The following is a 15,608-nucleotide window of genomic DNA, read 5'->3' as shown; positions in this document are numbered from 1 at the left end:
TCGCGTTGTCCGGTCTTTTTCCGGGCGGGCTCAGGTCAGCGTCGGCGTGCGGCGCAGTCGGCCCGTGCCCGGCACCGAGGCCCACACCGCGACCGCGAGGATGCCGTCGAGGATCAGGGCCAGCGCCGCGACGAGGATCGCGCCCACCAGGATGCGGGCATAGTCACCGAGCGCCAGGCCGTCGAACATGTACCGCCCCAGTCCGCCCAGGTTGACGTAGGCGGCGACCGTGGCGGTGGCGATGACCTGCAGCGTCGCGTTGCGCAGCCCGCCGACGATCAGCGGCAGCGCGTTGGGGACCTCCACCCGGCCGAGTACCTGTGCCCTGGTCATCCCCATCGATCGCGCGGCGTCGACCACGACCGCGTCGACGTTCGCGACGCCTGCGTAGGTGCCTGCCAGGATCGGCGGGATACCGAGCAGGACCAGCGCGATGATCGGCGGGATCAGGCCGAGCCCGAGGAGCAGCACCAGGAACGTCAGGATGCCGAGGGTCGGCAGTGAGCGGAGCGAATTGACCAGCCCGACCAGGATCGCATCGCCCCTGCGGAAGTGCCCGATGAGCAGTCCCAACGGGATCGCGATGGCCGCGGAGATGGCGACCGCGAGCAGGCTGTACCAGAGGTGTTCGACGATCCGGGCGCCGATGCCGGTGGGGCCGGACCAGTTCGACGGGTCGGCGATGAAGTCGAAGGCGGATCCGAACAGGTTCATGCGGGGCCCTCCGTCGCGCGGAGGAGCGCCGCCGGTCCGTCCGCCCTGCGGCTACGGGCGGTCCTGGTCCACGGGGTGAGCAGGCGGCCCGCAAGATAGAGCAGGCCGTCGATCACCAACGCCAGGAAGACGATCGCGATGATCCCCGCCAGGATCTGGTCCGGGTAGTCGCGCTGGTAGCCCTTGGTGAACAGCTCACCGAGTCCGCCGATGCCGATCAGCGAGCCGACCGACACCAGCGAGATGTTGGTGACGGCGACGACCCGGATGCTGGAGATCAGCACCGGGAGGGCAAGCGGCAGTTCGACGGTCAGCGCGCGGCGAAGCGGGGTGAAGCCCATCGCGGTGGCCGAGTCGATCACCGATTCGGGCACCGAGTCGAGGGCCTCGGGCACGGCGCGCACCAGCAGTGCGGTCGAGTAGATCGCCAGCGCGATCACCACGTTCATCTCGTCGAGGATGTTCAGCCCGAGCAGGGGCGGGATGGTGACGAACAGCGCGAGCGAGGGGATCGTGAACGCGAGCGAGGCGAGCGTCATGGTGGTCTTGCGCAGCCACGGGATATTTCGGATGGCGACGCCGGCGGGCACCGCGATCAGCAGCCCGATCAGCAGCGGCAGCAGCGCCAGGTAGAGGTGCGTCTTCGCGAGGTCGACAACCTGCGAGAAGTTGTCGATCAACCAGCGCATCAGCCGGCCGTCTCGCCGTTGAAGAAGTGCCGGTTCCTGGCCCGGTCCTCGGCCTGTCGCTGATCCGCGAGTTTGCGGATCACCTCGGATCCGTTGACCCCGCCCACCACCGAGCCGGAATGGTCCACCACGACCCCGATTCCGGACGGCGACGAGATCGCGGCGTCCAGTGCCTGCCGTAGGTCCCCGCCCCGCGTGAACAGCGAACCGCCCGCGGACGTGCTCTCGGCCAGTGTGTTGCCTGCCCGGATGCCCTCGACGCCGGTGACGTCGATCCAGCCGCGCGGCGCCGCGCCGTCCTCGGTGACCACGAGCACCCACTCGCCCTGGCCGAGGCGAAGCGCGGCGAGTTCGGATTCGACGGCGGTGCGGATCTCGTGCACCGGCACCTCGTCGGCGGGCCGGAACGACAGCCCGCGGTACCCGCGATCGCGTCCCACGAAGTCGGCGACGAAATCCGTTGCGGGGGAGGCGAGCACGGTCTGCGGATCGGCGTACTGCTGAAGCCTGCCGTGCGGGCCGAACACCGCGACGCGGTCGCCGAGCCGGACCGCCTCGTCGATGTCGTGGGTGACGAACACGATGGTCTTGCGCAGCTGCGCCTGCAGGCGCTGCATCTCGGCCTGTAGGTCCTCGCGGACCACCGGATCGACCGCGCTGAAAGGCTCGTCCATCAGCAGGATCGGTGGGTCGGCCGCCAGGGCCCTTGCGACGCCGACGCGCTGCTGCTGGCCGCCGGAGAGCTGGGACGGGTAGCGGGTGGCAAGCGCGGGGTCGAGCCCGACCCGCTCGAGCACCTCGAGCGCGGCCTTGCGGGCCGCGCGTCGCGAATCGCCGCGCAGCACAGGCACGGTGGCCACGTTGTCGACCACGGTCCGGTGCGGCAGCAGGCCCGCGCTCTGGATCACGTAGCCGATGCCGAGGCGGAGCTTGACCGCGTCCGTGCGGGTGACGTCCTGGCCGTTCACGATCACCTTGCCGGAGGTGGGGGTGATCATCCGGTTGATCATCCGCATGGACGTGGTCTTGCCGCAGCCCGACGGTCCGACGAACACGGTGAAGGACTCGGGCTCGATGACCAGGTCGAGGTTGTCGACCGCGGTGGTGCCGTCCGGGTAGCGCTTGGTGACCGACTCGAAGGAGATCAAGGCCGGCCGCCTACGACACCGGCTTGTCGAGCCCCTGTGCCGACACCCATTCGGTGGCGGCGGCGTCCGGTTCGGTCTTCGAGTCGCCGGACACCGAGGTGTTCAGGGCGATGAGCTCGTCGGTGGTCAGCTTGGCCGACACCGCATTCAGGACCGCCGCCAGCTTCTCGGACTGCTTGTTCGCGCGCAGGACCGGCACCACGTTCTGCGCCGGGAAGTTGTTCTTCGGGTCCTCGAGGACCACGAAGTTGTTCTTGGCGATGGCAGGCGAGGTGGTGAAGATGTTCGCCGCGGTGACCTGGCCGGAGGAGAGGGCGGCCACCGTGGCCGGTCCGCCGCCGTCCGCGATCGGCACGAAGTTCTGCGGGCTGATGACGAGGCCGTAGTCGGCCTCGAGTCCGGGCAGCCCTCCCGCGCGCTCCTGGAACTCGGCTGGGGCGCCGAACTTCACCTCGGCGGAGTGCGGCGCCAGGTCCGCGATCGAGGTCAGCTGCCACTTGTCGGCGGTCTCGCGGGTGACCACCACCGCGTCCTTGTCCTCGCCGGGTGCGGGCGTGGTGATCGCCAGGTCGGGGCCGAGCGCCTCGGGCAGGGCCGCGTCCACCTCGGCGGCGCTGGTCGCGGTGGTGTCCTTGTCGAGGTACTGCAGCAGATTGCCGGTGTAGTCCGGGATCACGTCGATGGACCCGTCCTTGACCGCGGGGATGTAGGTCTCGCGGCTGCCGATGTTGAGCTTCGTCTGCACGTCGAAGCCATTGGCACGCAGGGCCTCCGCGTAGATGTTCGCCACGGTCTCGGACTCGGGGAAGTTTGCCGACCCCACGATGATCGCGTTCGGGTCCGAGCTCGTGCCACCGCCGCTGCTGAGCGGGTCGGAGTCGCCGCCGCATCCGGTGAGGGCAAGGGAGGTGACCGCCGCGGCGACGGCAAACGGGAGCAGGCGTGCGGAGCGGAGAGCTGAGAACCTCATGGCGTCCTTCCATCGGTTCCGGCGGTAGCACCCGTCCCCTTCGGACTGGTTGCTGCGGCGTCAACAAGCCGGATCTCTCGGCCGCTCGAGATGGTGCTGGCCACCGAGTGTAACGATAGGGAGGACATTCGCTGGGTGAGGAGAGGGAGCGTGGCGCGCCATGACGGCTCGGTGGAGGAAGGCCGCGATGACAGCGATGTCCGCGGCCGTGGTGTGCGCGCTCGCCGGATGCACGGTGGACAATTCCCGGCTCGACGAGACACAGGCACCGGCAGCGATCACCGTCGGATCCGGGGAGAGCGCGGAGTCACAGGTCGTCGCGGAGATCTATGCGGGGATCCTGCGTGGCACCGGATCCCCGGTCGAGGTGGGTTCCCCGGAGACCAGGGCGGAGTACGTGGAGGGACTCGGGGCGGCGGACATCACGGTGGTGCCGGACTTCACCGGGCAGCTGCTGCACTACTTCCAGCCGGATTCGGCGCTCACCGATCCGGACGAGGTGTTCGAGGAGCTGAACAGGTCTCTGCCGGAGGGGCTCTCGGTGTCCGACTACAGCGAGGCAGAGTTGGAGACCGAGGAATCTGCGCCGGCCGAGAACGTCGTGCCCCTGATTCGCAGCGGGGTGCTCACCGAGGATCAGGTCAAGGCGCTCAACGTCGTTGCGGGCGAGCTGACCTCGGCCGACCTGGCGTCGATGGCGGAGCGGGTCCGCGTCGGCGAGCTCACCTCGGCGCAGGCCGCGGACGAATGGCGCGCGGCTCGCTGAGCGCGGTGACGCACGAACGGGCGGTTACCGGGTTCGCCTCTCGGCGATCCTCCCGGTAACCACCCGTTCGATGCGTGAGCTAGACCTCGGTGCGTTCGAGCGCCTCGCGCAGGAAGCCGCCGAGCTCGCGCACGGCGTCGTTTGCCTCCCGCAGGATCGACGCCTGCAGGTGCGCGACGTGCCACAGGTTCGGGTACTCGGTGAACCGAACCGTGACGTCGGCGGCGCGCATCTTCTGCACCAGTTCCGTCACCTGTGGGTACAGCACCTCGGAGGTGCCGACGTGCACGATGGTCGGCGGTAGCCCGGCCATGTCGGCGTGCAGCGGCGCGAAGCCCGGGTCGGCCGGGTCTCCGCCGCCGAGGTACGCCTCGGCGGCGACGAACGACCACGCCGTGTTGACCACGAGATCGCGATCCTTCGGGGCGTCCCTGGCGCCGGGGTCCACCCATGGCGCGATCAGCCCGAGCGCAGCCGGGCGCACGTCGTGCGCGTCGATCAGGCGGCGCGTGGTGGCAAGCGACAGTCCGCCGCCCGCCGAATCCCCCGCGATGGCAACCTGATCGGCGGAGTACCCGTGCTCGACCAACAGCTCGAGGTACGCGTCGACCGCGTCCTCCAGTCCGGCCGGGTACGGATCCTCCGGAGCGAGGCGGTAGTCGAGCAGGTACACCGCGGCCTCGGACTCGCGTGCCAGGTACGCGGCCAGCGACCGGTGGGTGGCGAGCGATCCGAGGGTGTACCCGCCGCCGTGCAGGTACAGCACGGCGGTGCGGCGCTCGGTGGCCCCGACCGTGATGCGCTCGGCCCTGCGGCCTGCCAGGGTCAGCTCGCGCACGACGGTGTCGCGGGGGAGCCGCTGCAATGGGGAACCGGCGTCGAGCAGGGCACGCGCCGCGGGTACCGGCATCTTCGCGTGCAGGGCCACCCGGTAGAAGGCGCCGAGGTTCGCCGCGACCAGCGGTCGGGGGAGGAACACCACTGGGCTACTTCCCCTTCGGCATCACGCGGCCGGCGATCTCGGCGACAACGCGTTGGTAGCTCGAGCCGACCAGGCGTACCCAGGCGTCGAGGAACTTGGCGTCGGCGCCGATCAGCACCCGCGCCTTGCCCTTCTGCACGCCGTTCACGATGACCTTCGCGGCCTGCTCAGGCGTGGTGCGCGCCAGCTTCTTGTCGAAGAACTCGGAGAAGGCCGCGAGGTCCTCCCCTGGCCCCGCGGTCGCGTTGCGGGCGATGGCGGTCTTGATGCCGCCGGGGTGCACACAGGTCACCTTGACCGGGTGCTTGGCGATCAGCATCTCCTGCCGCAGCGACTCGGTGAAGCCCCGGACCGCGAACTTCGCGGAGTTGTATGCGGACTGACCGGGCATCGAGAGCAGCCCGAAGAGGCTCGAGACGTTCACCACGTGCCCGTCGCCGGATGCGACCAGGTGCGGCAGGAATGCCTTGGTGCCGTTGACGACTCCCCAGAAGTCCACGTCCATGATCTTCTCGATGTCCTTGAACTCGGACTTCTCGAACTCACCGTGGTACGCGATGCCTGCGTTGTTGTAGATCTGGTTGACCTTGCCGAAGTGGGCGGCGATCGCGTCGGCGTATTCCAGTACGGCCTCGCGCTGGGACACGTCCAGGTGGTCGGACCTGACCTCGGCGCCGAGCGCCTCGGCCTGGCGCACGGTCTCGGCCAGTCCGATGCTGTCGAAGTCGGACAGGGCGAGCCGGGCGCCCTTCTGCGCCAGGTTCAGCGCGAGCGCGCGACCGATGCCGGATCCCGCTCCGGTGATGACCACGACCTTGCCTGCGAAATCGCTCACTGTGCAACAACCTTCTCGTCGTCATCGCCGGCGGTGCCGGCAAGCGGTGCATCGCCGGCGGTGCCGGCAATCGGTGCATCGCCTGCGGTGCCGGCGATGGGTGCAATACCGCGTTCGATCTCGGCGGCGATCTCGTCGCCGGTGATCGCGGGCAGATCCCTGGTGGCCACGCTGCGGTAGGCGGCGAGGTCGAACTTCTTTGTCGTGTTGCGGAACTGGAAGGTGAAGCCCGGCCACAGCGTGGTGTTGTTGCCGTGCTTGTCGAGGTACCAGCTGGCGCAGCCGCCGTTGTTCCAGACGCTGCGCGCGAGCTTGTCCTGCAGGTCCTTGTTGTAGGCGTCCTGCACCTCCTGGCGGACCTCGATGGTCCCGATACCGTTGCGCTCGATGGTGTTGATCGCGTCGATGACGTAGTTGAGCTGCGACTCGATCATGAAGACCATCGAGGTGTGGCCAAGGCCGGTGTTCGGGCCGACGAGGAAGAACATGTTGGGGAAGTTGGCGATCGCCGATCCCTTGTAGCCCTGCTGTCCGCTGGCCTCGAAGACCTCCGCGGCGGAGCGGCCGTCCTTGCCGATGATCCCGGCGAAGGTGGGGGAGTCCGTCACGTGGAAGCCGGTGGCCACCACGATCGCGTCGACCTCGCGGGTCGCGCCGTTGCGGTCGACGATGCCGTTGGCCGTGACCTCCGCGATGCCGTCGGTGACCAGGTCGACGTTCGGCTGGGCCAGCGCGGGGTAGTAGTTGTTGGAGATCAGCATGCGCTTGCAGCCGATCTGGAAGTTCGGGGTGACCTTCTTGCGCAGGTCCCGGTCCTTGATCTGCATGCGCAGGTGGCGCTCGGCCGCGAACTGCAGCGGCTTCATGAAGATCGGGGCCTTGGCCAGGCCGACGACCTGGGTCTCGCGCATCCAGTAGATGCCGGTGCGGGAGAGCTTCTGGAACCCGGGCACGTACTTGAACGCGAGCTTCTCGAGCGTGGTGTACTCGCGGTCCGCGCGGGGCAGGACCCACGGCGCCGTGCGCTGGTAGACGTCGAGCCGGCCGGCCTTCGCGGCGAGTTGGGGGACGATCTGGATGGCGGAGGCGCCGGTGCCGATCACGGCGATGCGCTTACCTGCCAGGTCGGCGTCGTGGTTCCAACGGGCGGAGTGGAAGATCTCGCCCTCGAATCCGTCGATGCCCTTGATGTCCGGCAGCGACGGCTCGCACAGCGCGCCGACGGCCGAGATCACGATCTTGGCGGTGAATGCGCCCTGCGAGGTCTGCACCTCCCAGCGTGCGCTGACGTCGTTCCAGCGCGCCTCCTGCACGTCGCAGTCGAAGACGTGCTTGTCGAGCACGTTGTACTTGCGCGCGACGGAGCTGATGTAGTTCTGGATCTCCGGCTGCTTGGAGAACGACCGGGTCCAGGTCGGATTCAGCGCGAAGGAGTACGAGTACAGATGCGAGGGGACGTCGCAGGCCGCGCCGGGGTAGGTGTTGTCGCGCCAGGTGCCGCCCACCTCGCTGCCGCGTTCGAGGACGACGAAGTCCCGCTTGCCCTCTTGAACCAGCTTGATCGCGGCGCCCAGGCCCGCGAAGCCACTGCCGATGATCAGCGTGTCGACGTGTCGCGGAGCTCCACCCGGCTTCACGGCGGTATCTGTAACTGGAAGACTCATGTACCACACAGTAGGGGCTTGTTGAGTCACAGTCAATAGCTTATTGACGACAATTCAGTAAGCTGATGGTCATGGCGGTCACCAAGCGCACCCGGCTCAGCCCGGAGGAGAGGCGCGCTCAGCTCATCGACCTGGGCGCACGCATGCTCGCGGAGCGACCCCTCGAGCAGGTCTCGGTCGAGGAGATCGCGGACCAGGCAGGCGTCTCCCGCGGACTGCTCTTCCACTACTTCGCGTCCAAGCGCGACTTCCATCTCGCCATCGTGCGCCACACCAACGTCGAGATGCTCGCCCACACCGAACCCGACCTCAGCCTGGAGCCGCTCGAGATCCTGAGGTCCGCGATCACCTCCTATGTCGACTATGTCTCGGAGAACCGAAACACCTACGTCTCGCTGCTCCGCGGCACCGCGAGCGGGGACCCCGAGATGCGCGACGAGTTCGAGCGGACCCGGGCGATCATGGCGGAACGGATCACCCTGCAACTGCCGAAGCTGGGCATCGAACCGGGACCCCGGATCACCCTCGCGGTCCGCGGCTGGATCGCGTTCGTCGAGGAGGCCACGATCAGCTGGCTCAGGGACCCCGAGATCGCCCGCGAGGAACTGATCGACCTGATCGTCACCGCCCTGCCCGCGGTCGCGCTGAGCTCGGAGACGGCGGCGGCGTTGCTGGGCGCGTAACCGTCCGACTCGCTCTCCGGGGATAGACTTGTCGCTGTTCACAGCGGAGGGTGCCGCGATGGATCCCGTGTCTCGTAGGGACTTCCTGAAGTACGCTGCCGCGGCGACGGTGTCAGGCGGTCTCGCCGTGGCGTGCTCGAGTGCACCGCCGCAGCCGCGCTTCATCACTCCCTCCGACCCCGAGATCGCGGCGCGCGATCGGGCGCTTGCTCGTTCGGCGGCGGTGGTACCGATGGCCCTGTCGGCCAGGCCGGTGACCGTGGACCTTGGCGGAGTCGCTGCGAACACCTGGGGGTTCGGCACCACCGCGGTGGGCCCCGAGATCAGGCTCAGGGCAGGCGAACGGTTGCGCGCCGAGGTGGCCAACGACCTGCCAGTCGGCACGACGATCCACTGGCACGGGATCGCGATCCGGAATGACATGGACGGTGTCCCGGTCCTCACCCAACCGCCGATAGCGCCGGGGCAGACCTTTGTCTATGAGGCGGTGATGCCGGACCCGGGAACGTACTGGTACCACTCGCATTCCGGGCTGCAGCTCGACCGGGGTCTGTCCGGACCGCTGATCATCGAGGACCCGAACGAGGGCCTGCGCTACGACCACGAGTGGACGGTGTTCCTCAAGGACTGGATGGACGGGATCACCGGCACGCCCGACGACGTCTACCGCGAATTGACGGCAGGAATGGGCGGCATGAGCGGGATGCCCGGCATGACCGCGCCGCAGTACATGCTCACCGACGGCGAGAGCGCACTGCTCGGCGGCGACGCAGGCGACGTGAAGTACCCCTACTACCTCGTGAACGGCAGGATCCCCGCCGATCCGCCACAGTTCGCCGCGAGGCCAGGCGACCGTGCCCGGCTCCGCATCGTCAACGCAGGCGCCGACACGGCGTTCCGGGTGGCGCTCGGCGGCCACGAGCTCACCGTGACGCACACCGACGGCTACCCGATCGACCCGGTGCGAGCCGACGCGGTACTGCTCGGGATGGGCGAGCGGTACGACGCTCTGGTCACGCTTCAGGACGGGGTGTTCCCACTCGTCGCCTCCGCGGAGGGAAAGAACGCCAGGGCGCTGGCGATCGTCCGCACCGGTCCGGGTGAGCGGCCGCCCGCGGACATTCCGGTGGCCGAGCTGGACGGAAGGATCCCGATGGCGTGGGACATGTCGGCGACCGAGGCCGACCGGCTCCCGCGCCGCGATGTCACCCGCACCCTCGATATCCGGCTCACGGGGTCGATGAGCCCGTACACGTGGAGCATCGACGGCGTCCCCTTCGACCCCAACAGCGTCGAGTCGAACCGATACGGGGTGCGCAGCGGTGAGCGAGTGCGCATCAGCTGGCGCAACGACACCGATATGTGGCACCCCATGCACCTGCACGGCCACACCTTCCAGCTCGCCGAGTCGGGCGCGCGCAAGGACACCGTCATCGTGCTGCCGAGGACCACGATGGCGACCCACTTCGACGCCGACAATCCCGGGGTGTGGGCCTTCCACTGTCACAACAGCTTTCATCAGGATTCGGGCATGATGGGCAGCGTCTCCTACGAGATCTAGTCGCGCCTTCTCATACCTGGGTAGGGGATCCGATCTCACTCCGCAGCGGGACGCGCCGATCGGGTCCGCGTCCATACCGTCGGTGCATGGACACCCTCGGATCGCAGGTTCGCTCCCTGTTCGCCCGGCAGCGGCCCCTCATGGTGATGGTCACCGCGATGATGTTGCTCGCGTTCGCCTGCGCCGTCGGCATGGTGGTCGACGACCGCATGCTGCTGGGGGTGTCGGTCTGGGTGAAACCGTTCAAATTCGCGATCGCCTTCGCGCTCTACGGCGCCACCCTGGCGTGGCTGCTGAACCTGCCGCACCGGGGGAGTCGTTGGACTGGCGTGCTGGCTCTCGTCTTCGCGGTGGCAGGCCTCACCGATGTCGGTTTCATCGCAGTGCAGGCAGCCCGCGGAACCTTCAGCCATTTCAACAATTCCGACGACATCGTCAACTCGGTAGGGCAGACGATCTTCGGGTTCGGCGTGCTGGGGCTGTTCGCCGCCAACCTCGTGATCGCCGTGATCCTGCTCCGACAGCGGCTGACCGACCGCACGACCACCCGGGCCATCAAGGCCGGGCTGTGGCTCGCGCTGGCCGGGATGGGGATCGCGTACATGGTGGGCTTCCAGGGCGATCAATCGGCACGCGACGCAAACGGCCGGATGGTCGAGCTCGGCGCCCGGCACACCGTCGGGGCGACCGACGACCGACCCGGCATGCCGATCACCAACTGGAGCACCACCGGTGGGGACCTGCGCATCCCGCACTTCGTCGGCCTGCACGCGCTGCAGATCCTGCTGCTGGCCGCGGTCGTGCTTGCGGCGCTCGCCCCGCGCGTCGCGTGGCTCCGGGAGGAGGGCGCGCGGGCGGCGGTGATGGGGGTGCTGGCCGGTGGCTACACGGGCCTGCTGGTGCTGCTGTCGTGGCAGGCGCTGCGCGGACAGCCGTTCACCGACCCCGATGCGCTCACACTGGCGGCCGGCGGCGCCCTGCTCGCCGCCACGGTGCTCGGGGTCGCGGCCGTGCGTGCGTTTCACCCCGGTAGGGGTACGGATCGCGCACGGGCGGCGAAGCCGCTACAGGTGCCGCAGGAACCGGTCGGGGCCGTCCAGGAATGAGCGCCAGTTCCGGACCAGGTCGAGCTCGTCCCACTGCGGGTACTCGATGCCGTCCTCGGTCAGCTCCCAGATCTCGGCGCCGGGACAGGCGGCCAGCACGGGGGAGTGGGTCGCCATGATCACCTGGGAGCCCTCGGCAGCCAGGTCCTTGATCACCCCGAGCAGCGCCAGGCAGGACTGGAACGAGAGCGCGGCCTCCGGCTCGTCCAGGATCCACAGGCCGACACCGATCGGCCGGTCCGCCACGTAGCGCAGGAACGACTGGCCGTGGGAGAGCTCGTTGAGCCCCTGGTCGGTGTCCCGGACGCGATCGCCGTCGGCCCGGTCGAAGAGCGAGTGCATGGCCTCGGCCCGCAGGAAGCAGCCGCCGTACGGCCGGGGCTGCGCCCCGATGCAGGTGAGGTGGCGGGGCAGGTCGGTGTCCTCGGCGCTGCCGCCTGCCGACCACAGCCGGTCCTGGGCGCCGCGGAATCCGTTCTGCCAGGCGCCGGCGATGGCCTCGACCAGGGTCGACTTGCCGACGCCGTTCTCGCCGACGACGACAGTCACCGGGCTGGTGAAATCGAGTCCGTCCCTGCACAGTTCGCCGATCGCGGGCAGGTCGAGATACCACGAAGCCGGGTCGAATTCGCTCCTGCGAGTGAATTCGACCCGGCTCAGTGGCAGTACGGGTGCGGTCAAGCTACGCGATCGGCTTGAACGCCTCGTCGATGATCTCCTGCTGCTCGACGGCGTGCACCTTGCTCGAGCCCGAGGACGGGGCCGACATGGCGCGGCGAGAGATCCGCTTGATCCCGGTCAGCTTGTCGGGGATCAGCTCCGGCAGCGCCAGGCCGAACAGCGGCCAGGCACCCTGGTTCGCCGGTTCCTCCTGGACCCAACGGAACTCGGTCGCGTTCGGGTACCGGTCGAGGGTCTCGCGCAGGCGCCGGCTGGGCAGCGGGTACAGCTGCTCGATCCTCACGATCGCGATGTCCTCGCGGTTGTCCTTCTGCTTGCGGGCCAGCAGTTCCCAGTACAGCTTGCCGCTGACCAGCAGCACGCGCTTGACCTTGTCGCGCTCGCCGCCGCCGGTCTCGTACTCCGGCTCCTCGAACACCGAGCGGAACTTGCCGGTGGTGAAGTCCGCGAGATCGCTGACCGCGGCCTTGTTGCGCAGCATCGACTTCGGGGTGAAGACCACCAGCGGACGGCGGATGCCGTCGAGGTGGTGACGACGCAGCAGGTGGAAGTACGACGCAGGGGTGGACGGCACCGCCACGGTCATCGAGCCCTCCGCGCACAGCTGGAGGAACCGCTCGATGCGGCCGGACGTGTGGTCCGGGCCCTGGCCCTCGTGGCCGTGCGGCAGCAGCAGCACGACGTCGGAGAGCTGGCCCCACTTGGCCTCACCGGAGGAGATGAACTCGTCGATGATCGTCTGGGCGCCGTTGACGAAGTCGCCGAACTGCGCCTCCCACAGCACCAGCGCGTCGGGGTTGCCCACCGAGTAGCCGTACTCGAAGCCCACGCCCGCGTACTCGGTCAGTGCCGAGTCGTAAACCATGAACTTGCCGCCGTTGCCCGCGTTCGCCGCGATCGCCGAGATCGGGTTGTACTCGCCGCCGGTCTTGCGGTCGATGAGTACCGAATGACGCTGGGTGAACGTGCCGCGGCGCGAGTCCTGACCGGTCAGGCGCACCAGCGCGCCCTGCTCGACCAGCGAACCGAACGCCAGCAGTTCCGCGTACGCCCAGTCGATCTTGCCGTCGCGCGACATCTCCTGGCGCTTCTCGATGACCGGCTTGACGCGCGGGTGCACCGTGAAGCCCTCGGGCACGTTGACGAATGCGTCGCCGATCCGCTCGAGGACGGCAGGCTCGACGGCGGTCGTCAGGCGGGCGGGCGGGGTCTGGTCGAGCTCGACCGACTCCGACGGCTCCGGCTTGAACTTCTCCAGCTCTCGGACCTCGTTGAACACCCGCTCCAGCTGACCCTGGTAGTCACGCAGCGCGTCTTCCGCTTCCTTGAGCGAGATGTCGCCACGGCCGATCAGAGCCTCGGTGTAGCTCTTGCGGACGCTGCGCTTGGTGTCGATGAGGTCGTACATCGCCGGCTGCGTCATCGACGGGTCGTCGCCCTCGTTGTGGCCGCGACGGCGGTAGCAGATCATGTCGATGACGACGTCCTTGCCGAACTCCTCGCGGTAGTCCACGGCGAGCTGCGCGACCCAGACACAGGCCTCGGGGTCGTCGCCGTTCACGTGGAAGACCGGTGCGGCGATCATCTTCGCGACGTCGGTGCAGTACTCCGAGGAGCGCGAGTGCTCCGGGGCGGTGGTGAAGCCGACCTGGTTGTTGACGACGATGTGCACGGTGCCACCGGTGCGGTAGCCGCGCAGCAGCGACAGGTTCAGCGTCTCCGCGACCACGCCCTGGCCTGCGAAGGCGGCGTCGCCGTGCAGCATCAGCGGCAGCACGGTGAAGCCTTCCTCGCCCTTGTCGAGGATGTCCTGCTTGGCGCGGACGAGGCCCTCGAGGACCGGGTCGACGGCCTCGAGGTGCGACGGGTTCGCGGTGAGCGAGACCTTGATGTCGTTGTCGCCGAACATCTGGATGTAGGTGCCCTCGGCGCCGAGGTGGTACTTCACGTCACCGGAGCCGTGTGCGGCCGCCGGGTTCATGTTGCCCTCGAACTCGGTGAAGATCTTCGAGTACGGCTTGCCGACGATGTTGGCGAGCACGTTGAGGCGACCGCGGTGCGGCATGCCGATGACGACCTCGTCGAGCTCGTGCTCGGCGCTCTGGTCGATGACGGCGTCCATCATCGGGATGACCGACTCGGCGCCCTCGAGCGAGAACCGCTTCTGGCCGACGTACTTGGTCTGCAGGAAGGTCTCGAAGGCCTCGGCGGCGTTCAGCTTGCTCAGGATGTACTTCTGCTGGGCGACGGTCGGCTTGACGTGCTTGGCCTCGACGCGCTCCTGTAGCCACTGCTGCTGCTTGGGGTCGAGGATGTGCGTGTACTCGACGCCGATGTGCCTGCAGTACGCGTCGCGCAGGATCGACAGCACGTCGCGCAGCTTCATCCGCTGCTTGCCGTGGAAGCCGCCGACGTTGAACTCGCGGTCGAGGTCCCACAGCGTCAGGTCGTGGGTGGTGACGTCGAGGTCGGGGTGGCTGCGGAACTTGTCCTTGACGAACTGCAGCGGGTCGGTGTCCGCCATCAGGTGTCCGCGGTTGCGGTACGCCGCGATCAGCTCGAGCACACGGGTGCTCTTGTCGATGTCCGTCGCGGAGATGTCCTGGCGCCACCGCACGGGCTCGTACGGGATGTGCAGCGCGTGGAACAGCTCGTCGTAGAAATCGTCGCTGATCAGCAGGTTGTGGATGGTCCGGAGGAAGTCGCCGGACTCCGCGCCCTGAATGATGCGGTGATCGTAGGTCGAGGTCAGCGTCATCAGCTTGCCGACGCCCATCTCGGCGATCTTCTCGTTGCTGGCGCCCTGGAACTCGGCCGGGTACTCCATCGCGCCGGCGCCGATGATGGCGCCCTGGCCCTGCATCAGGCGCGGCACGGAGTGCACGGTGCCGATGGTGCCGGGGTTGGTGAGCGAGATGGTGACGCCCGCGAAGTCCTCCGCGGTGAGCTTGCCGTCCCTGGCGCGGCGGACGATGTCCTCGTACGCGCCGTGGAACTGGGCGAAGTTCATCGACTCGGTGCCCTTGATGGCGGCGACGACCAGCGAGCGGCTGCCGTCCTTGCCGGGCAGGTCGATGGCCAGACCGAGGTTGGTGTGCGCGGGGGTGATCGCGTTCGGCTTGCCGTCCACCTCGGCGAAGTGCCGGTTCATGTTCGGGAAGGCCTTGACGGCCTGGACGATGGCGTAGCCCAGCAGGTGGGTGAACGAGATCTTGCCGCCGCGGGTCCTGGCGAGGTGGTTGTTGATGACGACACGGTTGTCGAACATCAGCTTCGCCGGGATGGCGCGCACGCTGGTTGCGGTGGGGATCGCGAGCGAGGCGGACATGTTGCGCGCGACCGCGGCAGCGGCGCCACGCAGGATCTTGGACTCGTCGGTGCTGGCAGCGGGGGCTGCGGGCGCGGGCTTGGCTGCGGGAGCCGGGGCCGCGGGCTTGGCAGCGGGGGCCGGGGCGGTGGCCGCGGGCTGGGCTGCCGGTGCAGCTGCTGCGGGGGCCGGCGCCGGGGCTGCCGGGGCGGGGGCAGGCGGTGCTGCGGCAGGCGGTGCGGCAGCGGCCGGGGCGGGCGGCGTGCCGTTCGTCGCTGCGGGTGCGGCGGTGCCGTTCGTCGGGGCGGGCGCCGCGGGAACAGCAGGGCTGCTCACGCCGTTGCCGGCTCCGGAAGCATCTGGCGTGTAATCGGTGAGGAATTCGTGCCAACTCGCGTCGACTGATGCCGGGTCCTTTTGGAACCTCTGGTACATCTCGTCGACCAGCCACTGGTTCTGTCCGAATTGTGACGTAGAACTGCTGCTCACGGCAGGTGTTCGC

The 15,608-nt window shown here is 68.5% G+C and carries 12 protein-coding genes, 1 pseudogene and 1 riboswitch; of the genes and pseudogenes, 4 read left to right on the top strand and 9 right to left on the bottom strand.

The annotated features are described in order from the left end of the window. Window positions 1-30: 30 nt before the first annotated feature. From BTZ20_RS18985 to BTZ20_RS18970, 4 genes are read right to left on the bottom strand one after another with little or no spacing between them, the layout of a single operon-like run. Window positions 31-714 (bottom strand): ABC transporter permease, encoded by a 684-nt coding sequence (locus BTZ20_RS18985; protein WP_077042422.1) that lies wholly within the window; start codon window positions 712-714, stop codon window positions 31-33. Next, a complete protein-coding gene (locus BTZ20_RS18980; protein ID WP_077042421.1) occupies window positions 711-1,403 on the bottom strand; it encodes an ABC transporter permease in 693 nt (230 codons plus the stop codon). The genes BTZ20_RS18985 and BTZ20_RS18980 overlap by 4 nt, the downstream gene beginning before the upstream one ends. Then, window positions 1,403-2,551 carry an ABC transporter ATP-binding protein gene (locus tag BTZ20_RS18975; RefSeq protein ID WP_077042420.1) on the bottom strand — a complete coding sequence of 383 codons (1,149 nt, stop codon included), beginning with the start codon at window positions 2,549-2,551 and terminating at the stop codon, window positions 1,403-1,405. The genes BTZ20_RS18980 and BTZ20_RS18975 overlap by 1 nt, the downstream gene beginning before the upstream one ends. Window positions 2,552-2,561: 10 nt before the next feature. Further along, window positions 2,562-3,521 (bottom strand): ABC transporter substrate-binding protein, encoded by a 960-nt coding sequence (locus BTZ20_RS18970; RefSeq protein WP_077042419.1) that lies wholly within the window; start codon window positions 3,519-3,521, stop codon window positions 2,562-2,564. A gap of 6 nt (window positions 3,522-3,527) precedes the next feature. Further along, window positions 3,528-3,618, bottom strand: a riboswitch (SAM riboswitch). A 90-nt stretch (window positions 3,619-3,708) separates the two neighbouring features. On the opposite strand from BTZ20_RS18970, the gene BTZ20_RS18965 reads away from it, so the two are divergent. Further along, window positions 3,709-4,287 (top strand): glycine betaine ABC transporter substrate-binding protein, encoded by a 579-nt coding sequence (locus tag BTZ20_RS18965; protein WP_077042418.1) that lies wholly within the window; start codon window positions 3,709-3,711, stop codon window positions 4,285-4,287. 79 nt (window positions 4,288-4,366) lie between these two features. Here the strand turns inward: BTZ20_RS18965 and BTZ20_RS18960 are convergent, their stop codons facing one another. From BTZ20_RS18960 to BTZ20_RS18950, 3 genes and pseudogenes are all read right to left on the bottom strand, one after another. Next, on the bottom strand, window positions 4,367-5,266 hold the full coding sequence (locus BTZ20_RS18960; RefSeq protein WP_411269084.1) for an alpha/beta hydrolase: 900 nt from the start codon (window positions 5,264-5,266) through the stop codon (window positions 4,367-4,369). A gap of 7 nt (window positions 5,267-5,273) precedes the next feature. Beyond that, window positions 5,274-6,104 (bottom strand): SDR family NAD(P)-dependent oxidoreductase, encoded by an 831-nt coding sequence (locus tag BTZ20_RS18955; RefSeq protein ID WP_077042416.1) that lies wholly within the window; start codon window positions 6,102-6,104, stop codon window positions 5,274-5,276. 140 nt (window positions 6,105-6,244) lie between these two features. Then, window positions 6,245-7,768 (bottom strand): annotated as a pseudogene (locus BTZ20_RS18950) (flavin-containing monooxygenase); the annotation flags it as partial. A gap of 71 nt (window positions 7,769-7,839) precedes the next feature. Between BTZ20_RS18950 and BTZ20_RS18945 the strand changes: the two are divergent. From BTZ20_RS18945 to BTZ20_RS18935, 3 genes are all read left to right on the top strand, one after another. Then, entirely contained in the window at window positions 7,840-8,451 is a 612-nt protein-coding gene (locus BTZ20_RS18945) for a TetR/AcrR family transcriptional regulator (RefSeq protein ID WP_077043825.1), read from the top strand. A gap of 58 nt (window positions 8,452-8,509) precedes the next feature. After that, window positions 8,510-10,012, top strand: coding sequence for a multicopper oxidase family protein (locus BTZ20_RS18940; RefSeq protein ID WP_077043824.1), 1,503 nt, complete (start codon window positions 8,510-8,512; stop codon window positions 10,010-10,012). An 86-nt stretch (window positions 10,013-10,098) separates the two neighbouring features. Next, window positions 10,099-11,118: a hypothetical protein gene (locus tag BTZ20_RS18935; RefSeq protein ID WP_077042415.1), complete on the top strand. Its 1,020-nt coding sequence runs from the start codon at window positions 10,099-10,101 to the stop codon at window positions 11,116-11,118. Here BTZ20_RS18935 and BTZ20_RS18930 read toward each other — a convergent pair. Both BTZ20_RS18930 and BTZ20_RS18925 read right to left on the bottom strand, forming a co-directional pair. Beyond that, window positions 11,077-11,778, bottom strand: coding sequence for an AAA family ATPase (locus tag BTZ20_RS18930; RefSeq protein ID WP_077043823.1), 702 nt, complete (start codon window positions 11,776-11,778; stop codon window positions 11,077-11,079). The two genes, BTZ20_RS18935 and BTZ20_RS18930, sit on opposite strands and share 42 nt — an antisense overlap. A gap of 22 nt (window positions 11,779-11,800) precedes the next feature. After that, complete coding sequence (locus tag BTZ20_RS18925) at window positions 11,801-15,595, bottom strand: multifunctional oxoglutarate decarboxylase/oxoglutarate dehydrogenase thiamine pyrophosphate-binding subunit/dihydrolipoyllysine-residue succinyltransferase subunit (RefSeq protein ID WP_077042414.1); 3,795 nt, start codon at window positions 15,593-15,595, stop codon at window positions 11,801-11,803. Window positions 15,596-15,608 lie beyond the last annotated feature (13 nt).

Source organism: Rhodococcus sp. MTM3W5.2 (genome assembly GCF_001984015.1).
In the GTDB taxonomy this organism is placed as follows: Bacteria; Actinomycetota; Actinomycetes; order Mycobacteriales; family Mycobacteriaceae; genus Rhodococcus_G; species Rhodococcus_G oryzae.
This window is presented reverse-complemented; position numbering and strand designations above follow the sequence as displayed.